Origin of the sequence: Acinetobacter sp. 40AMC3-4 (genome assembly GCF_049898185.1) — a bacterium.
Lineage (GTDB): Bacteria > Pseudomonadota > Gammaproteobacteria > Pseudomonadales > Moraxellaceae > Acinetobacter.
Genome location: NZ_JAFCXG010000005.1, coordinates 67,376 through 92,556, shown reverse-complemented (window position 1 = coordinate 92,556; position 25,181 = coordinate 67,376). Strand labels below are relative to the sequence as shown.

Annotated in this window: 28 protein-coding genes and 2 pseudogenes; 6 read left to right on the top strand and 24 right to left on the bottom strand. The window is 44.1% G+C overall.

Annotated features, from left to right (window positions below):
- Positions 1 to 24: 24 nt before the first annotated feature.
- The 7 genes from ACP7BU_RS07960 to katE all read right to left on the bottom strand — a co-directional run bounded on the left by ACP7BU_RS07960 (position 25) and on the right by katE (position 7,000).
- Positions 25 to 1,269 carry an MFS transporter gene (locus tag ACP7BU_RS07960; RefSeq protein ID WP_155861838.1) on the bottom strand — a complete coding sequence of 415 codons (1,245 nt, stop codon included), beginning with the start codon at positions 1,267 to 1,269 and terminating at the stop codon, positions 25 to 27.
- 205 nt (positions 1,270 to 1,474) lie between these two features.
- On the bottom strand, positions 1,475 to 2,188 hold the full coding sequence (locus tag ACP7BU_RS07955) for a glycosyltransferase (RefSeq protein WP_184413582.1): 714 nt from the start codon (positions 2,186 to 2,188) through the stop codon (positions 1,475 to 1,477).
- Complete coding sequence (locus ACP7BU_RS07950; RefSeq protein WP_425879635.1) at positions 2,185 to 2,799, bottom strand: class I SAM-dependent DNA methyltransferase; 615 nt, start codon at positions 2,797 to 2,799, stop codon at positions 2,185 to 2,187. Before ACP7BU_RS07950 ends, ACP7BU_RS07955 begins: the two co-directional genes overlap by 4 nt.
- Positions 2,789 to 3,574: a PIG-L deacetylase family protein gene (locus ACP7BU_RS07945; protein ID WP_425879633.1), complete on the bottom strand. Its 786-nt coding sequence runs from the start codon at positions 3,572 to 3,574 to the stop codon at positions 2,789 to 2,791. The genes ACP7BU_RS07950 and ACP7BU_RS07945 overlap by 11 nt, the downstream gene beginning before the upstream one ends.
- Positions 3,562 to 4,545 (bottom strand): hypothetical protein, encoded by a 984-nt coding sequence (locus ACP7BU_RS07940; protein ID WP_005247036.1) that lies wholly within the window; start codon positions 4,543 to 4,545, stop codon positions 3,562 to 3,564. Before ACP7BU_RS07940 ends, ACP7BU_RS07945 begins: the two co-directional genes overlap by 13 nt.
- A 52-nt stretch (positions 4,546 to 4,597) precedes the next feature.
- On the bottom strand, positions 4,598 to 4,807 hold the full coding sequence (locus ACP7BU_RS07935) for a hypothetical protein (protein ID WP_004730408.1): 210 nt from the start codon (positions 4,805 to 4,807) through the stop codon (positions 4,598 to 4,600).
- Between the two features lie 69 nt (positions 4,808 to 4,876).
- Positions 4,877 to 7,000 (bottom strand): catalase HPII, encoded by a 2,124-nt coding sequence (gene katE / locus ACP7BU_RS07930; RefSeq protein WP_425879631.1) that lies wholly within the window; start codon positions 6,998 to 7,000, stop codon positions 4,877 to 4,879.
- Between the two features lie 759 nt (positions 7,001 to 7,759).
- Here katE and ACP7BU_RS07925 point away from each other — a divergent pair.
- Positions 7,760 to 8,257: a Dps family protein gene (locus ACP7BU_RS07925; RefSeq protein WP_180037591.1), complete on the top strand. Its 498-nt coding sequence runs from the start codon at positions 7,760 to 7,762 to the stop codon at positions 8,255 to 8,257.
- Positions 8,258 to 8,589: 332 nt separating this feature from the next.
- Here ACP7BU_RS07925 and ACP7BU_RS07920 read toward each other — a convergent pair whose 3' ends face one another.
- From ACP7BU_RS07920 to ACP7BU_RS07895, 6 genes are all read right to left on the bottom strand, one after another.
- Positions 8,590 to 9,306, bottom strand: coding sequence for an ABC transporter ATP-binding protein (locus ACP7BU_RS07920; protein ID WP_425879628.1), 717 nt, complete (start codon positions 9,304 to 9,306; stop codon positions 8,590 to 8,592).
- Positions 9,299 to 10,522 (bottom strand): ABC transporter permease, encoded by a 1,224-nt coding sequence (locus tag ACP7BU_RS07915; RefSeq protein WP_004646197.1) that lies wholly within the window; start codon positions 10,520 to 10,522, stop codon positions 9,299 to 9,301. Before ACP7BU_RS07915 ends, ACP7BU_RS07920 begins: the two co-directional genes overlap by 8 nt.
- Positions 10,519 to 11,742, bottom strand: a complete 1,224-nt coding sequence (locus tag ACP7BU_RS07910; RefSeq protein WP_425879626.1) for an efflux RND transporter periplasmic adaptor subunit — start codon at positions 11,740 to 11,742, stop codon at positions 10,519 to 10,521. The genes ACP7BU_RS07915 and ACP7BU_RS07910 overlap by 4 nt, the downstream gene beginning before the upstream one ends.
- A 341-nt stretch (positions 11,743 to 12,083) precedes the next feature.
- Positions 12,084 to 13,607, bottom strand: coding sequence for a M81 family metallopeptidase (locus ACP7BU_RS07905; RefSeq protein WP_425879624.1), 1,524 nt, complete (start codon positions 13,605 to 13,607; stop codon positions 12,084 to 12,086).
- 30 nt (positions 13,608 to 13,637) lie between these two features.
- Positions 13,638 to 13,991, bottom strand: a complete 354-nt coding sequence (locus tag ACP7BU_RS07900; RefSeq protein ID WP_253174447.1) for a hypothetical protein — start codon at positions 13,989 to 13,991, stop codon at positions 13,638 to 13,640.
- Positions 13,992 to 14,000: 9 nt separating this feature from the next.
- On the bottom strand, positions 14,001 to 14,966 hold the full coding sequence (locus ACP7BU_RS07895; RefSeq protein WP_425879621.1) for an MFS transporter: 966 nt from the start codon (positions 14,964 to 14,966) through the stop codon (positions 14,001 to 14,003).
- Positions 14,967 to 15,084: 118 nt separating this feature from the next.
- On the opposite strand from ACP7BU_RS07895, the gene ACP7BU_RS07890 reads away from it, so the two are divergent.
- On the top strand, positions 15,085 to 15,624 hold the full coding sequence (locus ACP7BU_RS07890) for a LysR family transcriptional regulator (protein ID WP_425879619.1): 540 nt from the start codon (positions 15,085 to 15,087) through the stop codon (positions 15,622 to 15,624).
- Positions 15,585 to 16,022, top strand: coding sequence for a substrate-binding domain-containing protein (locus ACP7BU_RS07885; protein ID WP_425879782.1), 438 nt, complete (start codon positions 15,585 to 15,587; stop codon positions 16,020 to 16,022). The genes ACP7BU_RS07890 and ACP7BU_RS07885 overlap by 40 nt, the downstream gene beginning before the upstream one ends.
- Positions 16,023 to 16,345: 323 nt before the next feature.
- Here the strand turns inward: ACP7BU_RS07885 and ACP7BU_RS07880 are convergent.
- Positions 16,346 to 17,342, bottom strand: a pseudogene (locus tag ACP7BU_RS07880) (Fic family protein).
- 205 nt (positions 17,343 to 17,547) lie between these two features.
- Between ACP7BU_RS07880 and ACP7BU_RS07875 the strand changes: the two are divergent.
- Together ACP7BU_RS07875 and ACP7BU_RS07870 are read left to right on the top strand one after the other, a co-directional pair.
- Positions 17,548 to 18,225 carry a cupin domain-containing protein gene (locus ACP7BU_RS07875; RefSeq protein ID WP_425879617.1) on the top strand — a complete coding sequence of 226 codons (678 nt, stop codon included), beginning with the start codon at positions 17,548 to 17,550 and terminating at the stop codon, positions 18,223 to 18,225.
- A 162-nt stretch (positions 18,226 to 18,387) separates the two neighbouring features.
- A complete protein-coding gene (locus ACP7BU_RS07870; RefSeq protein WP_005247051.1) occupies positions 18,388 to 19,119 on the top strand; it encodes a Fic family protein in 732 nt (243 codons plus the stop codon).
- A 99-nt stretch (positions 19,120 to 19,218) separates the two neighbouring features.
- Here the strand turns inward: ACP7BU_RS07870 and ACP7BU_RS07865 are convergent.
- The 8 genes and pseudogenes from ACP7BU_RS07865 to ACP7BU_RS07830 form a co-directional block, all read right to left on the bottom strand.
- A pseudogene (locus tag ACP7BU_RS07865) lies at positions 19,219 to 19,495 on the bottom strand (IS3 family transposase); the annotation flags it as partial.
- Positions 19,496 to 19,590: 95 nt separating this feature from the next.
- On the bottom strand, positions 19,591 to 20,211 hold the full coding sequence (locus ACP7BU_RS07860) for a class I SAM-dependent methyltransferase (RefSeq protein ID WP_005247052.1): 621 nt from the start codon (positions 20,209 to 20,211) through the stop codon (positions 19,591 to 19,593).
- A 29-nt stretch (positions 20,212 to 20,240) separates the two neighbouring features.
- Positions 20,241 to 20,576: a carboxymuconolactone decarboxylase family protein gene (locus ACP7BU_RS07855; RefSeq protein WP_005247053.1), complete on the bottom strand. Its 336-nt coding sequence runs from the start codon at positions 20,574 to 20,576 to the stop codon at positions 20,241 to 20,243.
- A 47-nt stretch (positions 20,577 to 20,623) separates the two neighbouring features.
- A complete protein-coding gene (locus ACP7BU_RS07850; RefSeq protein ID WP_032051543.1) occupies positions 20,624 to 21,019 on the bottom strand; it encodes a rhodanese-like domain-containing protein in 396 nt (131 codons plus the stop codon).
- A 96-nt stretch (positions 21,020 to 21,115) separates the two neighbouring features.
- Positions 21,116 to 21,898, bottom strand: a complete 783-nt coding sequence (locus ACP7BU_RS07845; RefSeq protein ID WP_005247055.1) for a sulfite exporter TauE/SafE family protein — start codon at positions 21,896 to 21,898, stop codon at positions 21,116 to 21,118.
- Between the two features lie 68 nt (positions 21,899 to 21,966).
- A complete protein-coding gene (locus tag ACP7BU_RS07840; RefSeq protein ID WP_005247056.1) occupies positions 21,967 to 22,839 on the bottom strand; it encodes an MBL fold metallo-hydrolase in 873 nt (290 codons plus the stop codon).
- 2 nt (positions 22,840 to 22,841) lie between these two features.
- A complete protein-coding gene (locus ACP7BU_RS07835; protein WP_005404969.1) occupies positions 22,842 to 23,258 on the bottom strand; it encodes a DUF6691 family protein in 417 nt (138 codons plus the stop codon).
- A 1-nt stretch (position 23,259) separates the two neighbouring features.
- Complete coding sequence (locus ACP7BU_RS07830) at positions 23,260 to 23,676, bottom strand: YeeE/YedE family protein (RefSeq protein WP_005247059.1); 417 nt, start codon at positions 23,674 to 23,676, stop codon at positions 23,260 to 23,262.
- A gap of 120 nt (positions 23,677 to 23,796) precedes the next feature.
- On the opposite strand from ACP7BU_RS07830, the gene ACP7BU_RS07825 reads away from it, so the two are divergent.
- A complete protein-coding gene (locus tag ACP7BU_RS07825; protein WP_005251415.1) occupies positions 23,797 to 24,105 on the top strand; it encodes an ArsR/SmtB family transcription factor in 309 nt (102 codons plus the stop codon).
- A gap of 155 nt (positions 24,106 to 24,260) precedes the next feature.
- Here the strand turns inward: ACP7BU_RS07825 and ACP7BU_RS07820 are convergent, their stop codons facing one another.
- Together ACP7BU_RS07820 and dsbG are read right to left on the bottom strand one after the other, a co-directional pair.
- Entirely contained in the window at positions 24,261 to 24,362 is a 102-nt protein-coding gene (locus tag ACP7BU_RS07820) for a hypothetical protein (protein ID WP_289844973.1), read from the bottom strand.
- A gap of 64 nt (positions 24,363 to 24,426) precedes the next feature.
- A complete protein-coding gene (gene dsbG / locus ACP7BU_RS07815) occupies positions 24,427 to 25,167 on the bottom strand; it encodes a thiol:disulfide interchange protein DsbG (RefSeq protein WP_016659404.1) in 741 nt (246 codons plus the stop codon).
- Positions 25,168 to 25,181: the final 14 nt, after the last annotated feature.

Sequence of the window (25,181 nt, the reverse complement as noted above, 5' to 3'; positions counted from 1 at the left end):
TTTAAGTAAAAAAAAACACCAGCATTAAGCTGGTGTTTCGTTTTGAAGAGGAGCCACAATCTCTTCGCTTTGTTGTACTTCGCTTGGGTCTGCAGTGAGATGATTCAAAATCACAATACTCAATAGACCAATCGCAATGACGCTAAATACTAAGCTCAATCCGATGATTTCACTGCCGAAGCCGACCAATGCTGGCCCAATCAACGAACCTGTATAAGCAAATACCGATACATAAGACAATGCCACATGTGAAGCCAAAGTTTTCTGACGTCCTGCACGGGAAAACATCAGCGGTACAATGTTGGCACTACCTAAACCTAAAATCGCATAGCCGACCAACACCACTTGCCAGACTGGCGCAAAGACTACGGTTAATAAACCGGTTGCAGCCAAGAGTGCGCTTAACAGAATCGTATTTTTTTCACCAAACTGCTGAATAATCAGGTGTCCACTAAAACGCCCCAGTACCATCAAACCAGCAAAGAAACTATAAGCCAGACCGGTTTGCGCCGCAGGCAGGCTGAACTCAGTAGCAAGATAAATACCACTCCAGTCCATAGCTGCACCTTCCGAAAGGAAAGCCACAAAACAGATCAGACCAATACCTAAAATTGCCCAGGTCGGTGCTGCTTTTTTCGCAGGTTGTTCTGATGATGTTTCTTCTACCGCCGTTTTTGGCTCAGCGCCCAAGCTCAAAGGAACAGCAAATAAGGCAATAAGCAGCAAAATCACACTGACAATCACCGCACCAGTTAAAGGCGCCAAGCCAAAACCCATTAACATGGTCATGCCCAGTACGCCTGCCAGACCACCTAAACTACACACCCCATGAAAACCCGACATTAAACTTTTACCGAGTTTTTTCTCAATCTGTGCAGCCTGAATATTGACAGTCACGCCCAAAGCCCCGGCACTGGCACCAAAGAAAAACAGGCTGATGGCCATCATTAAATGATTCGGACTATAAGCCAGAGCAGGCAGAATGAACAAAAATGCACTGAGAATTACGGCTAAAACAGTACGGCAACCTAAGGCATTGGCCAGTCGGCCGGCCAGTGGCATCGCCAACATTGAACCAATCCCGGCACACAGCAATAACAGGCCAAAATCAGCATGATTTAATAACAGGCGCTGCTGTGCATATGGAATTAAGGGTGCCCAAGCCGCAGTACTAAAGCCCAAGCTAAAGAAGCATAACGCAGTCGCTATTTTCTGCCATAGATATGGTGATGGAGACTGAATTCGAGAAAGCAGTGTTTGATTGAACATTGTATTACCAAAAAAGAAGGCTCAGGCATCCATTACCGATCATCCATAGTAAAACCCCACAGACTTATAGCTAGAATGTATAAGTTTGCGGGGCTGAATTTGCGTGAATTATAAACAGAATAAATTTAAATGGAATAGTTTTTAGACACTAATTTTAAGATTTTTTACAAGTATCTGATTGTATAAAATTTATAGTTTTATGCTTTTATTTGCATAGGCTGATCGGTTTTTTCGCGGCCTGCTTAAGCTCAAGTTTTTGTAGAAAATGTGCAAAACCTGCAGCAATTTTTGAGCTAAGACGACTGCTAGTGGTGACTCTCAGCTGATTCGACCAGACAATCTGCGCGTCAGCTTTTTCTAAACGACGGATGAAATCGACATCTTCATGACAGTCCAGTTGCTGAAACCCATTGACCTGTATATAAGCCGAAGCTTTAAAACACAGGTTTGCGCCATGAACATGCCGATGTCCCATGCTGTCCTGATAATGTCGGAGATAAGCCTGACGGGTTTTCCGGCTTAAATGATCCCATTGATCCAGCTCGACCACACCACAAATCGCATCGGTGGGTTGATGCTGTAACATCATCTGAAACCAGTCACACTGTACGAATGAATCGGCATCGGTACAGCAAATCCAGTCACAGCCCTGCTCGATCATCTGCTGAATCCCCAAATGGCGTGCCTTGCCCACATTCCGGAAGTCGCAACTGATGGCTGGAATACCCATTTGCTGAACTTTAAGTGCGGTGCTATCGGTACAATGGTCCAGAACCACAAGAATCTGGATTTCAGGAAGATTTTCTATTGTTTTAAAATATTGAAAAAAATAAGTTTGTGCTGATTTTAAGGCTAACAGACAGCGTTCAATATAGGCTTCTTCATTACAGGCCGGAATCACCACACCGATTTTTTTCATCTTAAGCCCTCCTGCTCTGCTACGGATTGCGCTGAATTCAGCCAGAGATCTATCAAAAAATCGGAATCCTGCAAACTTAAACGATGGGAATAGTTTAAATGCGCTTTGAGATACTGATGGACATCTTCACCATTTAGGCTAAATCCCGAGATTGGCGCGCGCCAATGACAACTCAAGATACATCCGCCCGGTTCCAGTGCAGTATGCAACCATGTCAGCACCTGTTGCAGAGCAATCGGGTTCAGATAATATAAAATCTCACTGACGACAATGAGCTGAAATTTCTGTTTGGGCAAGTCATCTGGCACGACACGCTGTAACACCTGCACATGTGAATAATCTTGTAAACGCTGCTGCGCTAACTGGATCGCAGTATCATTGGCATCCAGACACATTAAGCTATTTGTCCGCTGTGCCAGTTCCTGACTGAAGATGCCGTTACTGCAACCAATTTCAATCGCAGAGTCAAATTGCAAGCTCGGCAAGACCGCCAGACAAATCTGCCGTTTGCGCTGTTCATACCAACGCTGTTCATATTGCCAGGGATCTCCCTGATTCAGTGCATATAACGCATCGAAATATTCCTGATCATAGGCTGCTTTACTGTTCATACAGATACACCTCCCAGGGCTGTAAAATACGTTGCAATGCCTGCTCTGGCAGAATCGGTGATTGTTCAATAGTAGGGTCAAGCTCGATCTGGCTCTTAAAACACCGCGCAGCTCGAGACTTATATTGTAATTCTTCCTCAGTTAATTTGAGTTGATGAGCGACGGTCCAGGGAATTCTGGTATCTCCAGGTGTTGCCCAATGCCATGCCCAAATCAAGACCTGAATACAGGGCAAATGAAGTTCAGTGGCCAGCTGCTGTGTGACCTGCCCCGTAATTTCATGATCTGGATGTCCATCATGAACAAATGTGCTAATTAACACATCATTCGGTTGCAGATAAGATTGCAGATGCTGTTGCAACACATCCCGCTGTTCGGCCACCTTGCCATCTTGAATATCTAAAGCGATCCGCAAGATATTCTGTTTTAAAGGTAACTCTTCTAAAGCTGCTCGCGTTTCAGCAGGACGAATCTGGTTCAACTCTTCGGGAGTATACAGACTAGAGCCGGGATGACTGGCTGTCCCATTGGTAACGGCAAAAAGTATGATCTGATAGCCAAGTTTGTCCAGACGCTGAATCAGGCCTCCACAGCCCAAAATTTCATCATCAGGATGAGGGGCAATGATGCAGACTCTGGCATCTAGAGGAATAACCTTAGGAATATCAAATTCCGGCATCTGTTGCAGGATCTGACAGGAACGCCATTCTTCAAGTCTTGTGCCTTCACCATGGATGACACGATCCCCTACAATCTCATGTCTTATAACGTCCATAATTGTTCCTCCTGTGCAGTCAGCTCGCCAATCCGCTCCAAGTCAAATGCAGCATGACTTTGACGAATAAATACCGGAAGATCTGCTGCAAGCCGAGCGAAATGCGGATGCTCACAATACGGCCCAGCACCAAGTGCCTTACCTACATGAGTTAGTACATTTAAGGCAGTCGCTTCCACCTGAGCACGTAGGCTACGAATCTTTAACTCATGTGCGTGTTGCGGTTGCTGATCAATCAATGCAGCAACTTGATAAAATAAGGACTGTGTCGCTAAAAGCTCCCGACTAATTTCACCGAGATACATGGCCTTATAGGCATGCGGTTTTAACAATACTGCCTGTCTTAAATATTCAGCCAAACGCACGGTTGCGCCATACCAGCACGCGGCCACACCTGCGGCGCCATGCCAGAATCCGGGCCGATCCAGATAGGCATTTGGAGCTGCGACTTTTTCCACCTCAACATGATCCAGTTCCAGCCGGGCAGTCAAGGTATGCTGCATGCCCACTGCCTGCCAGGCATCCTGATGATGCTGAATGCCTTCTTGCGACAAATCTAGAATCAGTAATTGTGAATATTGCTGCTCATCACGGTGAGTCAGCAGACCGTGTTGCACCCAGACCGATGCAGAACACCAAGGCTTAATTCCGCTTAGCTTTCCTGCTTGCAATGTTAAAGGTTTGGGGCCACCTTCTGCTGCCCATACTGCCCATAAGCCTTTTTGTTCTACCGGAATATTCAGTTCATGCAGAATAGCTAAAGCATCTAAATGCGATTCATAGAGTTTACCCAGACTCAGATTGCTGGCTGAAACCTGGCTGAGTATCTGCCAGCGTTTTAAGGTCGCTCCGGAAGCGGGATAAGGCACCTGTTCGGAAATCGCCACCAGTTCCATTAAAGTGTGCTGAATTTTTTCTTGTAGCTCCAGAGGAGAATTTTCAAATCTTTGTAATATTGAACCGAGGTTCATGCATGCGGTTCCTCATAAAATACGGATAATGTTGTTGTGTTTTTAAAGTCAGTTAATGAGAAAGCTTGCGCATTTGTTTTAAACGTGTGGTCAGCCCTAGTACCTTACGCCGTGCATTAATCTCTTCTTCATTGAAACAGAGTTGCTGCATTAGTTCAGCTAAAGGCAAATGATTATGTTCAATGAGATAAATGTCCTGTTCTCTGCTCCATTTGGCTTGCTGTGCTTGTGCTAACAACTTTTTGACGTCCGGTCTCACCATCTCTTCATCCATTTTGAAACCATGAGGATAGAAGCCGGAGCCTCTATCCTCTAACATAAATTGGATCGTTTAGGCAGGAATTGCTTCCGCAATCGCTTCACGCGCCCAGACACGATGGTTCAGGATCAAAGTCTTGAAGCTATCTTGTACTGCTTCAAACTGTCCGTTTGCCAGAGTTCCTTCATCGCTAACCAAGCGCAGATCCTCAATCAGCTTGCCTTTATCGCCCAGGAACACAATCGGTTTTAAATGCTTGTAGGCTTCCAGCAGATAATGAGTCGCCACACCGTCTTTCATTACCACATCGTAATTATCACCGTCAGCAATCACCACGGCATCATAGGCAATGGATGGTTCTGCTTTTTGCATACCATCGGAAGGAATCACCTCGCCTTGCTGACCCAGTACCGGGCCCGGTTTTGGGGTCAGTACATCGACCACAGCCCCTTCTGATTCTGCCCAAGCTTGAACAGCTTTGATACTGGCCTCATTGGCCTTGTCGTGCACCAATAGCGCAATTTTGCGTGCCTTAATATCTTCAGGTTTAAATGCCTCAAAAGATAAACGTGGTGAAACCTGCACCTCTGGCAATTTTGCCGCCTTTTTCTCTGCCGGAATTTCAATACCCAATTGGTCAGCAACCTGCTGTGCCAAGTCCAGATCGATATTGCAGAGCACTTCAAGTACTTCACGTTCACGAATATATTTGCGCTCCACCTTGCTCAGCTCGAAGACATAGGCATCGACAATATGCTTTTGCTCATGCGGCGTCTGGCTGCGATAGAAAAGACGAGGCTGACTAAAGTGATCACTGAATGATTCGCTACGCTGACGGATCTTGTGTCCATCAATACGTTCCTGATAGCTTTCAAAACCACCGCCTTGTGCTGCTGGCGGGGTTTCAGCCGGCCAGTTATTGTCAATCGAGTTCGGCTCATAACTGGCTTGACCAGTATGTACAATACGCTGATGTAAACCATCACGCTGGTTATTGTGGAATGGACAAACCGGCTTGTTGATTGGAATCTGGTGGAAATTTGGACCACCTAAACGGCTAAGCTGGGTATCGGTATAGGAAAACAGACGTGCTTGTAATAATGGATCATTGGTAAAATCCAGTCCTGGCACAATATGTCCCGGACAGAATGCTACCTGCTCGGTTTCACCGAAGAAATAATCAACATTACGGTTCAGTACCATTCTGCCAATCGGTGTCACCGGCACCAGTTCTTCCGGAATAATTTTGGTCGGATCCAGCAAGTCGAAGTCGTACTTCATTTCATCTTCTTCTGGAACGACCTGTACACCCAGTTCCCATTCCGGATAGTTACCGGAGGCAATCGCTTCATATAAGTCACGACGATGGAAATCCGGATCTTTACCCGCCAGTTTTTGTGCTTCATCCCAGACCAGTTGGGCTAGACCCTGTTTTGGCGTCCAGTGGAATTTAACAAAAACCGCTTTATTCTCGGCATTGATAAAACGGAAAGTATGTACACCAAAGCCTTGAATGGCTCTTAAATTACGCGGAATACCCCGATCCGACATGGCCCACATCACCGCATGTGCAGATTCAGGCACTAAAGAAACAAAATCCCAGAAAGTATCATGTGCAGATGCACCGGTAGGAATCTCGGTCTGAGGTTCAGGCTTAACCGCATGTACAAAATCCGGGAACTTGATCCCATCCTGAATAAAGAATACCGGCGCATCATTTGCCACTAGATCAAAGTTACCTTCATCCGTATAAAACTTGGTCGCAAAACCACGAATATCACGTACCGTATCTGCTGAACCACGCGGGCCCTGTACGGTAGAAAAACGCACAAATACTGGCGTTTGCACATTGGTATTGGTCAGGAAGCCTGCCTTGGTCAGTTTTTCATTACCCGGATAAGCCTCAAAATAGCCATGTGCGCCGACACCACGGGCATGCACAATACGTTCTGGAATTCGCTCATGGTCAAAATGGGTAATTTTTTCCCGGAGAATAAAATCTTCGATCAAGGTCGCACCGCGAACGCCTGCCTTGAGACTGTTCTGGTTATCGGAAATTTTAACCCCTTGATTGGTAGTGAGTGCCTGTTCGGTCGCATCACTGCGATATGCGTCGAGCTGTTCACTTTTTTTATTGGTATTTTGTTTGTCTAAACCGTCTTTACCAGTCGCGGGGCTATTGGCCTTAATTTTCATGATGTATTCCTTGCTGAGCTTGAGTTTAGTTCAGATATTTTTGGTCTATCTCAAAGTCGCTTGAGCTTATATATTGCATGGCTTACCGAATCAAAATCATCCCGCAAGTCAATCTGCTACAGCCGATCCTGTATCAGCCTCACATTTCTTCTGAATATGCTGACTCGAAGCATTTTTGCTCTTCTGGGAATATTGTTATTGGTTTCGCCTGTGTCCTAACATAACTGCATTTGAGAAAGAGATTTATTATTGTTTGTAGTGCCTTGTTTAATTAAGGCAGCATTGTGTTATTTTTTATAAATTTCGGGTTTATTTATGATTTAAATTTTTATCTAAGTTATTTATTTAAAATAAAATATTAAAATTTCACAGAGATATTTCGAAATAAAGATTCAGTATGGTGATATGTGATCTTGCTCACAAATAAGCGTCATAACCCAAAACGATGTTTCAATCCTGAAATGATTAGGACTTTTTAGAAGTTCAATTTGCTATGAGAAATTAACGTGCTACCGCTGAAGTATAGTCAAAATTTGACAGATTTAAATAGTTACAATCTCGCGTCCTGCTTATACATAATGACTAAACTTCCTGCCTTTATATTGAACTAATATCTATAACTTATAACCACTTAAATCTCTTAGCCTGTTAGATCAAATACAAAGTCATAGAGATCATTTCATCTCTTGGCTCGGGCTTCAGATACATCCGACTTTATTTTAATACACAGTATCGCGTTAATTTTGAAGGAGTAAGAGCATGGCCTCTTCTAAAAAAGAATCTAAAGCAATGAAAATTGATATCGGGATTTCGCATGATGATCGCGCCAAAATTGTCGATGGTTTATCCAGACTTTTAGCAGACAGTTATACCCTGTATTTGATGACCCATAATTTCCACTGGAATGTCACCGGCCCCCAGTTCAACAGCCTGCACAACATGTTTATGACTCAATATACCGAGCAATGGAATGCGTTGGACATCATTGCTGAACGTATTCGTGCTCTAGGTTTTGCAGCACCCGGCACTTATAAACAGTTTGTAAAACTCACCTCCATTAAAGAAGTCGAAGGTGTACCTAAAGCTGAAGAAATGATACGTTTACTGGTAGATGCACATGAAACTGTGGCACGTACCGCCAGAAGTATTTTTTCGATCATTGAAGAAGCCAATGATCAGCCGACTGCTGACATTCTCACGCAAAGACTGGAAGTACACGAAAAAACTGCCTGGATGCTGAGAAGTAATCTGGAATAATAAAACCGGATCAAATCTTTGAGAGCAGGCTACCCACAGGATGAAGCGGAAACTTGCGGTAGTGCCATTAAAGTTCGGCTTCATCCTGACGCTTTGATTAGATATGATTTACCGGTGCTCAATGGTTAGATCAAGCTAAAAAACAGAATCATTAAAATTAAACCGTCAAAATTTAAGGATGTAGGCAATCGCCTACATCCTTTTTTAACAAACAGATTGTTTACAGATTATTTCAATCTCATATATGGCTATCATTTTTTGAAAGCTATAAATCTGAAATATCTTTTCGATCGCTTCAAAAAATTAGCCCTCCTGGCTCCTTACAGTACAGCTTAATCTTGAGGAGAATTGCTCGAATCACTTTCAATCCGGCCATCGACCAGATTGATGGTACGATCACAAGTAGCGGACAGGCGCGGATCATGCGTGACCAAAAGTACGGCGCAGTCGCGTTCACGATGCACTTTACGAAACAGTTCAAACATATCAGCCGCGGTCTGGGTATCCAGATTACCTGTCGGTTCATCGGCCAATAATAATGCCGGCTCAGTAATCAAGGCCCGGGCAATCGCCACCCGCTGCTGCTGCCCTCCAGATAATTCATTCGGTTTACGTTCAGCAAATTTTTCCAGCCCTACTGCCGTCAATAAATCACGTGCACGTTGCATTGCCTGCTGATTCGGTTTGCCATGCGCCATCATTAAAGGCATGAGAATATTATCCAGTGCACTAAAGGCCTGAATCAGATGGTGAAACTGAAATACAAACCCGATGCTGTTACCGCGAAGCGCTGTACGATCGGTGTCATCCATCGCACTGGTAGGTTGTCCCAACAAATACAGCTCGCCACTCGTTGGTTTATCTAGCAGTCCCAGAATATTTAATAAGGTACTTTTACCAGAACCGGAAGGGCCAATGAGTGCAGCAAAGTCGTTGCGATCAATGCGCAGGTCAATGCCATGCAAGACCTCCACTTCATTGGGCTGGCCAATATTATAAGATTTTCGCAGCGCTTCCAGACGCAGAACTTCCTGAGATTGCTCAGACATGACGAATCGCCTCCACCGGATCGAGTGCCGCGGCCCGACGTGATGGCACTGCTGCCGCCAGTACGCCTGTTAATGTGGCCAACAATAGTGCCAATATCACCAGTTCAATCGAAATTGGAATATAGAATAATCCCGGCCCAAAATTATTAAATACCCATACCAGACCATAACTGACTATGCTGCCCAGCACTGAACCGAGCAAGCCAAAGATTGCACCCTGAAACAGAAAAACTCTCAGGATTTGCGATTGGGTTGCACCCGTCGCCCGCAAAATACCAATTTCCCGGGTGCGCTGCACCACACTGACGGACATGACGCTGGCAATCCCGAAAGCCACCGAAATTGCGACAAAGACAATAATCATATTGGTGGACAGGCTTTGTGCAGTAATGGCATTCATCAGTTGGGCATTGGTTTCAATCCAGCTTTCGGCTTTTAATGAGGTCAGGCGTCCGACTTGTGCTGCAACCTGGTCTGCTTCAAAAATATTGGCAATGGTCAGATCAATGACTGTTACTCCGCCTGGCAGGCCGAGTAAGGACTGCGCCTGCTTGAGATCCAGATAAACATAACGCGCATCCAGTTCGCGCACGCCCAGCTCAAAGATACCGGCAATATTCACCAAGGCACTGTTCTGTTGGCCAGTATCGAGTCGCAACTTGCTGCCGACCTGAACACCGAGGTCTTTGGCCAATTGACTGCCAATCAGTACATCATCCGCGCCGACCCGCAACTGGCCACTGATTAAATATTCTTTTAATGGAATGATCTGCTGATAACGTTCTAAATTCATCCCGACCAAGGCCACTGATTCGATCGCATCACCACGTTGTACAAAAGCTGGCCCCGACACCACCGGCGAGACGGAGGTCAGTACAGGCAACTGGTCTAGTGTTTCGGTAATCTGTTGCCAATTGTTAATCGAACGCAGGCGCTGTGCCCGTTTGTCTTCCTGCAATAATTGCACTGTTCCGGCGGGAGGTGACACAATCCGGTTGACTTCATCCGGTGACAGCAGACGAATATGAGCCTGTGTACCTAAGGTTCGTTCAACAATATTGGCTTGCAGCCCCTGAATCAACGCAGTGATAAAGACGATCACCGCTACGCCCACGGCAACCCCGATGGTGATCATGATGGACTGCGCGCGACCCTCGCGCAAAAAACTGACCGCGATTTTCCATTCGATCCAGAGCCGCCCGAATAAATTTTTCAATCGAAGTTCACCGGTAATTCATTTTTACTATTGGCCATATCAGCAGAATTCTGTAATGAACTCTGGTGTGGTTTTAAGCGAACTCTGGTGCCATCCTCCAATGAAGATTCGGCATCTACCAACACCTGATCACCCTCGCTCAACCCGGATTTCACTTCTGACATGGCCAGGCCACGCAAGCCCAAAGTAATCTGCTGACGCTGTATTTTTCCATCACGTACCATTAAGACCACGGCTTTATCTCCCTTGATACTGCTTAAAGCATCATTCGGAATAGCCAGAGCCCGTGCTCGTTTGGCCGTCTCGACATTCACCGATACCGTCATGTCCTGACGCAGAAAATCTGGCACGGGATTGACAGTAAGTCTGACTTCTACCGTACCTCGCTGTGGGTCGATACTTGGTGCAATAAAGTTAATCCGGGCCGGGAAAGACTGATCCGGATAGGCATCGCTAATCACGGTAGCATTTTGCTGTAAGGCCAGTTGCGGTAAATTCCGCTCATCCAGGGGTACCCGGATTTCTGTGTTCCCCGTTAATGCAATGGTAAATAAAGTCTGTCCTGGCTGAACCAGATCACCCGGTTCGACATCGCGTGTCAGCACTGTACCGGCGACTGCAGCCCGAATCTTAGTTTTGGCCAGTTGAGCCTGTGCCACCGCCAGCTGTTCCCGAAGCAATGCTTCTTCGACTTGACCCGCAGCCAATGCTGTTGCTTTTACCCGGGCTGTCTCATAATTATTGCGCGCGACTCGTTCCGCTTCCACAGCCTGTTCGACTTCTTCCCTCGACAGGATGCCGGCTTCTGCATTACGTCTACGTGCTGCTTCTCGGCTGGCCTGCTCCAACTGGGCTTTGGCACTGGCCAGTTCTGCTGCAGCCTGTGGCCGTCGGCTGCTTGCCAATTCAGTCAATGCCAGCTCAGCCTGTCTGACTTGGGCCAGCAATTCATCCGACTTCAATACCACTAGCAGATCACCCGGTTTAACCTGATCGCCTTCCTGCACCAGACGTTGCAGAACCACAGCACTAATTTCACTGCCTACCTGGGCACGTGATACTGTCGCAACACGTCCGGTCGCAACAACATTTTGTACTAGCGGCATGGCACTCAGCGTATAACTGGGCACCACTGGCCCCTGCCACCAGCGAAATAGAGCAAACCCTACTGCCAGTAGCAATACGATAATGAGCAAAATTTTATAGCGGGCAGCGCGCAATGAAAATCTCCGGTTGATTCGTCTAATTTAAAATAAGAAAGTCAAAACTGTATTTATTTTTTCCCCTAAGGTTTAATTTACAACAAGTTTCTAATTGGAATTATAGGTATTTTATTGAGTTTGAAAAGAATGTTGAGTTCCTGTCCACTTTTATGAGCTAGCTTAAGTCGGTGTCAGTGAATTTAATCAATAACAGATCCAGACACGGGATCAGGTAACAGAAAATTGTATTAAATTTCTCTTGAGTTCAAGGAATGGGAGCTTTCATTAAAAAACAGGCTAGATCATGATAGAGCTCGCCTGTTCAATCGCTTGGGTGTTAATTGGATATTAGTTAAATGTTAGACCGTACGACGCAATGGCTGATCACGTTGCGCCAGACTTTTGCCCATCGGCACGAGTCGTCTATCAGGATCAATCTTTTGCCAAGGCAGATCATTCGGGTCTGCTTTCATGGCACCAGGCGCTTTCGCGACCAAAATGGCAGCAGCCATGTCCTGAAAATCTGCACGAAAATGTACCGAGCTTTTCACCACGATGATCGATTTATCTTGAGGCACAACACCAAAAATTCTAAACATATTACGATCGAGCAACTGGGCTTTGTAGGAACTGACTGCAATTTCAATACCATCTATTTCCAGTAATACACTCGGGCCGATATCCGCCTCGACGCCATGCATCATGGGCCCGCCATAGCTGAATTTCCCATCGCTATAGGCTTTGATTTTAAATTCAGCGCTAAATAGAGCATCCCCCGCAATACCTGATGTTCCACCCAGTTTCGCATAAAAATACTGACCAAGTTCAAGCTGATAGGCTTGCCGTACTACCACGGGATCTACGATGAGGCCAATCAGTGCATTTTTAACCTGATGCCGATGTAGCGCCGATAGCATCCCGGTCGTATTCGAATCACCACCGGCTCCCGGATTATCCTGAGTATCTGCAATCACCACGGGTCTGGTCGAATGATGCTGTTGATAAAGTTGAAGTGCCTGCAGCACGGCATGATCTGGTGATAAGAAATCTATATTCCAATGCGCTTCTTGTTGCAGCACATGGGCGATATAGCCTTGCATAGCCTGATCTAACTGCATAACGTTTTCACTATAGCCCCAGATACAACCGCCACATTCGGCAAAATCTGCTGCCGGAAAACCCGGCGTGAAATTCATCTGGACAGAATTATTTTGCTCTAGCTGTTCAAGTAAACTCATACAAGACTGGGTAGGTTCCAGCTCGGTACATTGTGCATTCAGCGCAATCAAAAACGGCAGCTTATACATTTTCTTGTGCAGCTTTTTACCCCGGAATATTTGATCCAGCAGTTGGGCACAGCGTTGTCCGGTTTGAGCCATATCTACATGCGGATAGGTCCGATAGCAAATCAGCACATCACTATGGGCAAACATCGCTTGCGTGACATTGGCATGGAAATCCAGACTGGCAATTACCGGAATATCCGGCCCAACTGCTTCACGAACCCGTCTTAACAATTCGCCTTCACCATCATCCACCTGTTCACTGACCATAGCACCATGCAGATCCAGATACACCGCATCTGCCGGATGCTGCTGGATGCTTGCAATAATTTCATCACAGATCCGCTGGTAAGTGTCCTGCTCTACATGCGCTGAAGGTGAAGTGCCCGCCCAGATCACCGGTAAAAGTTGATACCCGAATTGTTCCGCTTGTTGAATAAAACCACCAATCGGAATGTTCTGTTCCCGAAACTTCAGGATATCTGCGCCGCGGCTAAGCGGCGGAAATCCCCCACCCTGGACAAAATCGGCGTAGCTTGCTTTGGTCGGGGCAAAGGTATTGGTTTCATGTTGAAAGCTCGCAATGATGATTTTCTTCATATCCTGAATCCTTCCTATGCTACGTATTGATTATTTATCGACAATTAAGGCAGCGCGTGTTACTTGCTCGGGAACAACTTGCTTTTTCAGTCTGAAGGCATAAATCAGGAAAGCGCCACCGAGCATCATGATCACAGCAATCGTGAACCAGCCTGCCAGCATGGAACCGGTCATTGACTGTGCCATGCCCATAATATTTGGACTGACAAAACCACCGAGTAATCCGATATTGTTAATCAGGGCAATTCCGCCTGCTGCCGCACTACCGCTTAAGTATTTCGATGGAATTGACCAGAAAATGGTATAGGCACTAAACATAAAGGCCGTTGCGGTACAGATCGCAATAAAGGACAGCAGGAAATTCGCACTGATCACCGACAACATCAAGCTGACTCAGGCCAATACCGTCGGCACTACACAATGCCATTTCCGTTCCTGCCATTTGTCCGAGCTGCGGGCAAAAATGATCATGAAAATTGCACCGCATAAATATGGAATCGCCACCAGCCAACCAATCATCTGCAAATTTTGGATACCGCCCGACTTCAGTAAAGATGGTAGCCAGAAGCCAATCGCATAGATCCCACAGATAATGGTGAAGTAGGCCAAGGCCATGAAATAAATCCAGGGATCCTTTAATACCGCTTTAAAATTACTATGACCAGTGGCAGACTGATGTTGGGAAATTTCTTTCACCAATAAGGCTTTGTCCTCTTGAGACAGCCATTTTGCTTGTGAAGGATGATCGGTTAAATAAAAGTACGCTACGCAACCCAATAGCACGGTTGGCACAGCTTCTAATAAAAATAACCATTGCCAGCCAGAAAGATTATAAATCTGATGGAAAGTACTCATAATTTGCGTCGATAACGGCGCACCTAACATGCCAGCGAGCGGCCCAGCCAGCATAACAATCGCCATCACACGTGCCATGCGTGCACCGGAATACCAATAGGTCAGATAGAAAATCATGCCCGGGGCAAAACCGGCTTCGAATACACCCAACAAAAAGCGCAAGATATAAAACATTTGTGGGGTGGTGACAAACAGCATCGACATGGAGGTCAGGCCCCACAAAATCATGATACGGGTAATGGTTTTTCTGGCGCCGACTTTTTCAAAATACAGGTTGGTCGGCACTTCAAACAGCACATAACCTAAAAAGAATATGCCGGCTGCCATGCCATAAATTGCATCGTTAAAGCCCAGCTCCTGTTGCATTTGCAACTTGGCAAATCCGATATTGATCCGGTCCAGATAAGCAAAGAAATAACACAGCAATAAAAATGGCAGTAGCCGCCAGCTTACTTTCTTGTAAATCTGGTCTAACCGTTGTTGACGGGAGGTCATTAAATCCATCTAAAACTCCTTTTTATCTAGATCTTCTTATTGTTCAAAATCCATGTAAGCATGCTCCTGACTTGATAACAATGTAATTTATTCGGCATACTGATGCTTTTAAGGCATCAGAGTTTTTATGGACAGAAACTTGCAATTCCTTGCGCCACTGAACGGAATCAATGAAAAGCGTTTGCGTTATTTCTATACGGTGATGATGTTCGGTTCGATGCGCAAAGCGGCAGATATCCTGAATATTAAACAGTCCGCCATGAGCCGACAAATTCAACTCTTTGAATCTGAACTAAAAATAAACCTGTTCAAACGTAAGGGGCGGCATATTATTCCGACTGAAGCCGCCTATCTGGTACTTGAGTATTTTAAGGAAAATAAGAATCGTGAAAATGAATTATTTGACAGTTTATTTCAGCTGCAATCTTCTCAACTTGGCAAAGTGAACATTGTTTCAAGTGAAAGTTATATGCAACACATGATTTATGATGTACTTCGACATGTGCACCATAAATATCCAAATCTTGAAATCCAGTTAGAATTAATGAGTGCCCAGCATGTAGTACGACATATCGTGGACAGCCTAGCGCATATTGGACTTGCGTATAACCCCCATTTCATACAGACATCAGCACCATTGCCCATAAAACAGAACCTTTTATTCTAGCTGTTCCTGCCGATCATCCTCTTGCCAAGCTCAAGCATCGCATTTGCCTATCTGAAATTTCAGCCTATAAATTTGCCTTAATGCCTGTGGGGCATGGTTTTCGTCAGCTACTCGACAGTGAAATGGTGCGCTTACAAGTGAACCTGAATATTAGCCTGACCACCAATTCTATTTATGCCTTAAAAAATTATGTGGTGGCTGGACATGGGATTTCCGCCATGCGCTATGCAGATATCGCAGATGCAGTTAAAGAAGGTCAGGCCGTTGCCTTAACTATTGATTCCGAACTGTGCAACACGGCTCAAACCCAATTGATGGTACGTAAAAATACCCATTTGTCAGAGTCGAAGCATTTATTGATTGAGCGTATTCGCTCTAGTTTTGATTTGATTTTTTAAATCGCTTATAAAATTTAGGCAATAAAAAAGCCAATTAAATAAGCGGCTGATTTATAAAAAGAATTTTGGTGGAGGTGGCGTCAATTGAACTCAAAACCCAACCTATTAATTTAAAAGCTCTTTTATTGAATAAAAAAACTCATTGACCCAATTTTGACCCAACTTAGATTTAGTGCATTGAATAACTTTAAAATCTTATTCAAATTCAGGATTTGAAATGGCGTACGACATTATAGCAGAACATTATAAGAAATATAAATGCAACGTTATAACATTTCATTTCACTCCTTGTGATATTAATAATCCCTTCAACCTTATTATGACTAAATTTTTAATTTGTATTTTTGCTTAGGACTCTTAGGCTTATCAGGAAGGGTGCGTTCAACCACACCGGCTTCTAATGCTAGAGTCAAATAATTTTTTTATAATGTTGCTCGGTGGGACAAGTCTAATAGAGCCATCAACTCAGTTAGGCTATATTCCTTCTGCTCCATATTCTGGATGAGACGTTTAACTTGATCGCTAACTTGTACGCTAGCTTGAGCGGTATCTTGATCGCTGGCATCAGAACTGAGTATTGCATCTAGAATCATCTGCAAAATAAACTCAATAAAAGGTGCAGAATCTGAGTGATCTGTGCTCGCTTGCAATGCATCGTAATAAGCTTTTTAATTTTGATAAATCAAGCTTTCAACAGGGATATTGAGAAAAATTGGATTCCACTGGCTTAAGATTAAAGTTTGCCATAAACGTCCCATACGCCCATTGCCATCAGCAAATGGGTATATAAACTCAAACTCATAATGAAATACTGAACTCTGAATTAGTGGATGCTCATTGCCTTCAGCCAACCACTGCAATAGCTCTCCCATTAAAGGGTGGACTTGATTTGCAGGCGGAGCCATATGCCCGACTCGATCCCCTGACATCACACCAACACCACCATGACGATACTGCCCAACCTCATCAATCAGTCCTGTCATCAATATTTGATGTGCTTTCAGCAAATGAGATTCTTGATCAGGATTCCAATCTTGAATTTCCTCATATGCTTTTAGTGCATTACGCACCTCTTGAACTTCTTTAGATGTAGCGATAATGGGCTTGCCATTCAGGATCGCTGTGATTTGCTCTGTACTCAAGGTATTATTCCCTTCAATTGCTAAAGCCCCTTGAATCGTTCGAATACGATTGGCTTTTCGCAATTTAAGGCTATCTTGGGTTGGGGTTAATGCAGTCAAACTGCCCTATTGATTCACTAATTTGTGCAATCAAGTGAATAATTTTAGAGGTGATCGTATAAGGCGGTTGATATTTCATGCCATTCCTAATTGATGTAAAAACAAAGCACAGTTGATTAAACTCTAAAATATTAATATTTCATAGCTTAGTGAGTGATATCTGCTATCAACATGTTTATCTTTTCTGAATCTGAAACAGTGAGCTAACTAATCGCTATTTCTTTTAAAATAAACCTATGTATTCTCGTTAAAATACGTAGGTTTCTTCATTACAGGACAGCATTATGTTTATTCATGCCGACTTCTCACAACCCGTCATCATCAAGCCAGAAGATTACCATTGGGTGAAATCTCCAGGAGGTGAAGTCGATAGAATGATGCTTGATCGTATTGGCGATGAGAAAGCACGTGCAACTAGTCTTGTGAAATACGCACCAGAATCTACCTTTCCTGAACATCAACATCCTTTGGGTGAAGAAGTCCTCATCTTGTCAGGCATTTTTACCGAGAATGCTGTAGATGATTATCCAGCAGGCTGGTATTTACGTAACCCCCATCATTCAACTCATCGGGTTTCCAGTAAAGCAGGTTGTTTAATCTTTGTGAAACTGATGCAAATGACTGAACATGAGGCAGAACCCACCCGAATTAATACCAATGATCCAACAAATTGGAAGCTTACCGAACATCGGATGATATGCCCGTTATTTCAATCGGAACATGAGCAGACCTATTTAGAAAAGCTAAAACCTGATCAAATTTTCGTAGAGAAATCAGAACAAGGGATTGAGTTACTAATTATCAAAGGTCAATTATTTTGTGGCGCTGAAATATATCTAGCAGGTTCATGGGTCCGTCTTCCCATCAATAGTGCTGCTAAATTTCAGGCTGGTCCATCAGGCGCAATGCTTTATGTCAAAACTGGTCATCTACAACATGCCATAGATGTATGGGTGAAATGAACAATAATGTATCTTCAAAATAAGGCTGTCTTGTGTCTAGAATACTGGAAGCCGTCCAGTTACCACTTTTATAATCAGTACAAAATGTAATGATATATCACTACATTTCTGATATTCCTTTTTTCATGTATTATCGACTAAGACAAATTGAAGGATAAGGTTATGTTTGAAACTATTGATAATTTAAAGAAAAAATTAGATCAACATCGCCCTCTCTCTCCGTCAATTGTCAAAAACTTACAAGAAGATCTTATTGTCCGTTGGACCTATCATTCGAATGCAATTGAAGGTAATACACTTACCCTACTAGAAACAAAAGTAGTACTGGAAGGTATTACTGTTGGTGGAAAGGCATTAAGAGAACACTTCGAAGCGATCAACCATAGAAATGCAATTTACTATGTTGAAGATATCATTCGGAAAGAGGAGCCTTTTTCTGAATGGCAAATTCGTAATATCCATCAGCTTATCTTAAAGAATATTGATGATGATAATGCTGGACGTTATCGTCAGCAAAATGTCCTGATATCCGGTGCTACGTCTACCCCGCCTGATTACACATTATTAAATGACAAGATGGCTCAACTGATCGATTGGTATAACAGCGACGCACATAAACTCCATCCAATTGAACGTGCAGCCAAAGTACATGCTGATTTTGTTGGCATTCATCCATTCATTGATGGCAATGGTCGCACATCACGTCTTTTAATGAACCTAGAATTACTTAAAGCTGGTTATCCACCTTGTGTGATTACTGTAGAAAATCGCTTAGCTTACTATGAAGCGCTTGATCAGTGGATGGCTTATGGGAAAACTGAAGCTTTTATTCAATTAGTTTCCGAGGCTGTATTAGAGGGTTTTAAACCGTATCAGGTGGTTTTAGGGATTTAAAATAAAAGATCAGCTTGTACGATATTATCAATTAGAACAATAAACTGTGGGTAATCCTATAGCTTGGACTGTTCCCAGTATCCTAGACATGAAGTAGCTTCATTTTGAAGCTATCTCAAATGCTTCTGGACTCATTCCATCGAGATGCGAATGACGCCTACCGATGGTAAAATATCTCGATATAATCAAACACATCCGCACGGGCCATTTCTCATGTTTTATAAATCCTCTTTTTAATTCTTTCCTTCTTTAAACTACTATAAAAGGATTCAGCAACAGCATTATCCCAACAGTTGCCTCTGCGACTCATACTCAGAACCAAATTATGCTTCTGACAGAATCTTTGCCAGTCTCCACTGCTGTATTGTGGGCCTTGAAGGTAGGCTCGATGATATAATAATTAAACTCTAGCCAATTTGGCTGACACAGAATTTTTGAACGCCCTCTCACATTTAACAATTCACTTATTCTCTACTTCCTCACTTGTATCGCAAATTGAATAACATGGCATTTACCACAATGTAATTTTCCCTCATGCCTTTCTTGTTCGCCCACATAAAAATGATGGAGATGGTCCTGCCCAAATACGTCCAGAATGGATCGAGGATCGTATAAATATTCGATATTTTTAGGCCCCCCGGTTTGGTAGTTGATCTGCTCCTTGGAATACAGCTCACCGATAAACCATCCACCGTTTAGCAAAGATTCTCTTATGCCTGCTAAAATCTGTTTTTGCGTTTGTGTATCGAAATGACCAAATACACAAATCACGTTTTGATAACGCTCGGACGGCCATTTCGCTGCTGTTAAATCCACATTTTTGAGTTCGAGCTTTATCCCTGTGGCTTCGGCCTTGCTAGACAGATGCTTCAAGGCAACATCGGAATAATCCCAGACTTCTGCCGAAAAAGAATAATTATGCTGTCTTGCCTGCTCAGCCAGGTACAGGATATTCCTTCCTTCTCCTTCAGCAATTGCCAGTGTTTTACCTTCTATCCGGATTTTTTCCGTAACCTCCTGGATAAACAGGTTTGCTGCTGTGCCGTACAGGTCCTGCGTCTGGGCATACAATTCATTCCAGTGCTGACTCATTTCATCCCTCCATTTACTTGACTATCCAATCAGCCGGAAAATTCTTTAAAGGCATCCAGTGCATTTGCGGCATACATCAATGAAGGTCCACCGCCCATATATACCGCAACGCCCAGAACTTCCTCCAGCTCCTGCAGGGTCATGCCCATTTTGACCAGGGTTCTGACATGAAAGCCGATACAACCATCACAACGTGATGCGACACCAATCGCCAAGGCAATCAGCTCCTTGGTTTTAGGATCAATCACACCATCACGCATTGCGGTCTGGGACAACTGATTGAAACTTTTCATTAAATCAGGTGAATCTTGAGTTAAGGTTCTTAAACTGCCTGAAATGTTCTGGGTTAATTCTTTGTATTTCATCACTGCTTCTCACATTCAACAATACGGTTGTTCACCTATTCAACGGCTTATTTTTCTACCGGATAGCCCTGCTCTAGCCAGGCCTGATAACCACCCTGAACTGACTTGACCTGGGTAAAACCCATGTTTTGTAAGGTATCGGTTGCCAATGCGGAACGTCCACCCGTACCACAGATCAAATAGATCGGCTGATCTTTAAGGTGTTCCAGTGCCTGCTGGGTATCGCAATGATGACTGGCTAAAGGATGCTGGTGAATTCTCATTTCCAAAACACCACGCGGATAATTCACCGCCCGGTCTATGGCTGCCGCCTGAAACTCATCCGGTTCCCGAACATCAATCAGAATGGTTTTATGGTTTTGCATCGCTTCAAACAGTTCAGCTACACTTACTTCCTGAATCTGGCTTTTCGCATTCAGAATCAATTGCTCTGCAGTTTTCATCATTTTCATTCTTCCTCGGCTATTAAAATTATATTTTGTATAAACGATGCTCAGGTCGATTAAAAGCGCTTGAGTTAAAGTTCCCAACCGGCTGTTTTAGCCCATGAGCGCTGAATAGATTAAATACATCGCCACCCCAACCACGGTAGTGGCAAATATTTTCTGTACCTTGTTACTGTCAATCCGCTGCATCAGACTGCGTCCAATTAACATCCCGACAATACAGGCCAGGACAAAGGTCAGCGTAACCGAAACAGGATATTGAAAGCCATCCAGCACGTGTGCAGAAATACTGACCCCACCAATCAGGAAAATAATCATCAGGGAAGTCGCAACGATACTGCGCATATCAAGGTCGGTGAATTTACGCAGGGCTGGAACAATGACAAAACCCCCACCCACGCCAAGCAGACCGGTTAATAAACCTGCCACAACACCAATACCTGCCAGGAAAGAGGCCGTTTTGACATTCCAGATCAGACGACCGGTCGATTGATTGACCTTGCACGGTGCATTGCCATGATCGGTCACTTTATTAAAGAAGATTCGATAAGCCACGATCAGCATGACCAGACTGAAAGCCAGCGTCAGCCAGACCGGAGAAACGATATCGGCCAGATGCACGCCATAACGCGCTGTAGGAATACTGATCAGTGCGATCCAGAGCGCAGCGCGATAACGCACAATACGCTTGAATAAACCCTCGAACGTTCCGACCAAGGCCGACAGCGTGACTGCCAACAAACCTACCGGTGCAGCCTGTGCCACAGTCCAACCCTGACTCGCCATCAGTGCCGGTACAGCCAGAATTCCGCCACCAGCACCGGTTAGACCCAGCAAGCCACCAATCGCCAATCCTTCCAGTATTAATGCCCACATCGCTCTCTCCCTTATCCACAAAAATGATTCAATAAAAGTTGAACTTTTTGTTGAATCACGACACAAGCTTATTTGAAGTAGTTAAGAGGAAGCTTGAGGTAAGAAACACCATTGGCTTCAGGCTCAGGAAACTGCCCTGCTTTCATATTGATCTGAATTGCCGGTAGAATCAGCTTAGGCATATTGAGTCCTGAATCCCGCTGGTTGCGCATCTGAGCAAATTCAGCTTTACTGATTCCCTGATGAATATGAATATTCTGTGTCTTTTGTGTCTGTATATCAGATTCACACACATAGGATTCACGTGTTTCAGGCAAATAGTCATGACATAAAAAGACCCGCGTATCTTCTGGCAACTGAAACAGGCTTTGTACCGAATCATAAAGCTGTTCTGCGCTGCCTCGCGGGAAGTCACAACGTGCTGTACCATAATCTGGCATAAACAGGGTATCACCCACAAAAACCGCATCACCAATCACATAACTCAGACAAGCAGGCGTATGTCCCGGTGTTGGAATGTTATAAGCCTTCAAGGTTCCGATTTGGAACGACTCATGATCTTTAAATAAATAATCAAAGAGCTGCTGAGCATTCCATTGTTTAATATCCAGATGATAAATCGCGCCAAAAGTTTCCTGAACAATACCAATTTTCTGGCTCATGGCGATCTTGCCACCTAACTCAGCTTTGAGATATTGTGCTGCAGTTAAATGGTCAGCATGGACATGGGTTTCGAGAATCCACTCGACCGTTAAACCCTGCTCTTTAATATAGGCAATAATTTTATCGGCATGAATAGTGGATGTACTTGCTGATGCCGGATCATAATCCAAAACGCTATCAATAATGGCGCAGGCTTTGGTCGCAGGATCACGTACAACATAACTGAAGGTATTGGTATCTTCGTGAAAAAAATCTTTTACTATAGGTAAGTTTGACATCGTTAAGCTCCTGACCATTTACGGTGAATCCATACACCCACCAGCATTGCTACAATAAAATAGAGCACTTGATAGTGGCCCAAACCGATCAAGGTGAAACTTGGTGCCGGACAGATGCCTGCAATGCCCCAACCTGCACCAAATAAAACCGCACCCGTGATCAGTTTTTTATCTATCTGATTATTTTTAGGTAAATCAATAGGTTCATTAAATACTGTTTTTGGTTGCGCCGTACGTAATGCTTTCTGGAAGGGAATAAAGGCCACCGCAATCGCGCCCATCATGACAAAGGCCAGACTGGCATCCCAGTCGCCAAACAGATCCAGGAAATCGAGTACTTTTTCCGGATTGGACATGCCCGATACCATCAATCCCACAGAGAACAGCGCACCAAATAAAAAGGCAAACACATTTTTCATTTTAGAATGCTCCTGTGATATGACGGATAATATAAACAGCGACAAAACCTGCAAACATGAAAGTCATGGTCGCGATGATAGAACGCTTAGACAGGCGACTGATGCCACAAATTCCGTGACCACTGGTACAGCCCGAACCCAGACGTGTCCCAAAGCCCACCAGCAGACCTGCCACAATCATCATCAGTGGGCTAGCATTCAATTCGATTTCAGGTTGTACAAACAGACCATAAATAAACGGTGTGAGGACTAAGCCTAATAAAAACCAGATTGCAGGTGTTTTAAACATGGTTTTTGAGTTTAAGACTTGCCCAATCAAACCACTGATCCCTGCAATACGGCCATTGACGTAAAGATAGCCAACTACAGAAAGCCCGAGCATTAAGCCGCCAATAAATGCGATGAGGAAGTCATGCATGATGAATTAATCCCTATACAATATACTTTTTTATATTATATAATAAAAAATATTAATCAAGCAGTTTTATGGTAAATTATGTAAACTGCACGGGCTACATCAAAAGTTGTGAGGACATTTATGGATATGATTGCTGAAAATGCCAAAATTGATTTTTCTCAAGTCGATTTCGTCAGCCAATGCCTAAAAGTTTTAGCCAATCCTGATCGTCTGAAAATCTTATGTGTTCTGGTCGACGGGGAAATGAATGTTCAGGAAATTGAAGAATCCACTGACATTCATCAACCTACACTTTCACAACAACTGACTGTGCTACGTAAGGCCGACATGGTCAGCACCCGACGTGAGGGTAAACAGATTTTCTATCGTCTGAGTGATCCCAAGGTCTTGAGCCTGATGCAAAAACTGTACGAACTGTATTGCGCCTAGCCCTCCTCTTAATGCAACCAAAAAGAATAACCTTCAATAAATTCCGGCGATCGCAGTGATGCCATCCCCCGTCGATATTGCAGGATCGAGGCGATATTGACCAACAAACCGAATACAATCACCATAATTCCCATCCACTGTGCATAGGCTATTTTTTATGCATAATGTTCATGATCGACCAGTTGTACTAACAGGTTGGATTTTTCAATCACAAAACCCAATGCAATTAATGCCAGACCACTCCGGTTCCATGCCAGAGCGGTTCATTCCAAAGCAAACAATACCCGTGGATGATCCAAAGTGGACATATCTCATCCGATCTTATTGTTCAAAAATTTCTTTGACGTCCATCGCCAGGCCTTGAGTAGATTTAAATTCACCCTGGTTATTTTTCCAGGCCATCGACGGTGTGGAGAAAAAGCCGTATTTCCCCATTAGGGCCTGGTTGGCATCAATTTTTGCAGCAATTTCTGCAGGAATCTTTGCCATTTTCTTGAGCTGCTTTTTGCCTTTATTCTTGTTTATATCATTAAAAACTGCTGCTGGATTTTTCGACATTAACAATGTTGCCACCTGACCACGGCTTTCTTCACGGATCACACCGACCTGAATATGACGCAGCTGTACCTTGCCTGATTCGACCCAAGGCCGAGCCGCCTGCCAGAATTTATAGCAATATGGACAATTCGGATCGGAAAAGACATAAACCACTCGTGGTGCATCCGGCTTGCCATCCTGAATCCAGGTCGATTTTTCCAGGGTTTTCCAGACATCATCCAATACCGCTTTTTTCATATGCTTTTCAATCTGCTCATTGGACAGGCTTTTCCCTTGCGCATCAAACAGTTCGCCCTTGATATAATATTTGTCATCGTTGGAGATAAATACTGTATTGGAGTACTGGTCTTCATGCCCCACCCAACCGGTCATTCCTTGCGGTGCCGGAATCTGTTTTACAAACACAAAACCCTGTTTTTCAATATTCTGTTTAATATTCGCCTGCGTGTGCATGCTCATGATCAGGAACATGCCTGCACCCAGTACCCGGTAAATTCTGTTCATACTAAGTTCTTCCG

What these genes read in the sequence shown, in the direction of transcription:
- ACP7BU_RS07960 (WP_155861838.1), bottom strand. Translation starts at nt 1,269, where the DNA reads ATGTTCAATCAAACACTGCTTTCTCGAATTCAGTCTCCATCACCATAT.
- ACP7BU_RS07955 (WP_184413582.1), bottom strand. Translation starts at nt 2,188, where the DNA reads ATGAAAAAAATCGGTGTGGTGATTCCGGCCTGTAATGAAGAAGCCTAT.
- ACP7BU_RS07950 (WP_425879635.1), bottom strand. Translation starts at nt 2,799, where the DNA reads ATGAACAGTAAAGCAGCCTATGATCAGGAATATTTCGATGCGTTATAT.
- ACP7BU_RS07945 (WP_425879633.1), bottom strand. Translation starts at nt 3,574, where the DNA reads ATGGACGTTATAAGACATGAGATTGTAGGGGATCGTGTCATCCATGGT.
- ACP7BU_RS07940 (WP_005247036.1), bottom strand. Translation starts at nt 4,545, where the DNA reads ATGAACCTCGGTTCAATATTACAAAGATTTGAAAATTCTCCTCTGGAG.
- ACP7BU_RS07935 (WP_004730408.1), bottom strand. Translation starts at nt 4,807, where the DNA reads ATGGTGAGACCGGACGTCAAAAAGTTGTTAGCACAAGCACAGCAAGCC.
- katE (WP_425879631.1), bottom strand. Translation starts at nt 7,000, where the DNA reads ATGAAAATTAAGGCCAATAGCCCCGCGACTGGTAAAGACGGTTTAGAC.
- ACP7BU_RS07925 (WP_180037591.1), top strand. Translation starts at nt 7,760, where the DNA reads ATGGCCTCTTCTAAAAAAGAATCTAAAGCAATGAAAATTGATATCGGG.
- ACP7BU_RS07920 (WP_425879628.1), bottom strand. Translation starts at nt 9,306, where the DNA reads ATGTCTGAGCAATCTCAGGAAGTTCTGCGTCTGGAAGCGCTGCGAAAA.
- ACP7BU_RS07905 (WP_425879624.1), bottom strand. Translation starts at nt 13,607, where the DNA reads ATGAAGAAAATCATCATTGCGAGCTTTCAACATGAAACCAATACCTTT.
- ACP7BU_RS07900 (WP_253174447.1), bottom strand. Translation starts at nt 13,991, where the DNA reads ATGTTGTCGGTGATCAGTGCGAATTTCCTGCTGTCCTTTATTGCGATC.
- ACP7BU_RS07895 (WP_425879621.1), bottom strand. Translation starts at nt 14,966, where the DNA reads ATGGATTTAATGACCTCCCGTCAACAACGGTTAGACCAGATTTACAAG.
- ACP7BU_RS07890 (WP_425879619.1), top strand. Translation starts at nt 15,085, where the DNA reads ATGGACAGAAACTTGCAATTCCTTGCGCCACTGAACGGAATCAATGAA.
- ACP7BU_RS07875 (WP_425879617.1), top strand. Translation starts at nt 17,548, where the DNA reads ATGTTTATTCATGCCGACTTCTCACAACCCGTCATCATCAAGCCAGAA.
- ACP7BU_RS07870 (WP_005247051.1), top strand. Translation starts at nt 18,388, where the DNA reads ATGTTTGAAACTATTGATAATTTAAAGAAAAAATTAGATCAACATCGC.
- ACP7BU_RS07860 (WP_005247052.1), bottom strand. Translation starts at nt 20,211, where the DNA reads ATGAGTCAGCACTGGAATGAATTGTATGCCCAGACGCAGGACCTGTAC.
- ACP7BU_RS07855 (WP_005247053.1), bottom strand. Translation starts at nt 20,576, where the DNA reads ATGAAATACAAAGAATTAACCCAGAACATTTCAGGCAGTTTAAGAACC.
- ACP7BU_RS07850 (WP_032051543.1), bottom strand. Translation starts at nt 21,019, where the DNA reads ATGAAAACTGCAGAGCAATTGATTCTGAATGCGAAAAGCCAGATTCAG.
- ACP7BU_RS07845 (WP_005247055.1), bottom strand. Translation starts at nt 21,898, where the DNA reads ATGTGGGCATTAATACTGGAAGGATTGGCGATTGGTGGCTTGCTGGGT.
- ACP7BU_RS07840 (WP_005247056.1), bottom strand. Translation starts at nt 22,839, where the DNA reads ATGTCAAACTTACCTATAGTAAAAGATTTTTTTCACGAAGATACCAAT.
- ACP7BU_RS07835 (WP_005404969.1), bottom strand. Translation starts at nt 23,258, where the DNA reads ATGAAAAATGTGTTTGCCTTTTTATTTGGTGCGCTGTTCTCTGTGGGA.
- ACP7BU_RS07830 (WP_005247059.1), bottom strand. Translation starts at nt 23,676, where the DNA reads ATGCATGACTTCCTCATCGCATTTATTGGCGGCTTAATGCTCGGGCTT.
- ACP7BU_RS07825 (WP_005251415.1), top strand. Translation starts at nt 23,797, where the DNA reads ATGGATATGATTGCTGAAAATGCCAAAATTGATTTTTCTCAAGTCGAT.
- dsbG (WP_016659404.1), bottom strand. Translation starts at nt 25,167, where the DNA reads ATGAACAGAATTTACCGGGTACTGGGTGCAGGCATGTTCCTGATCATG.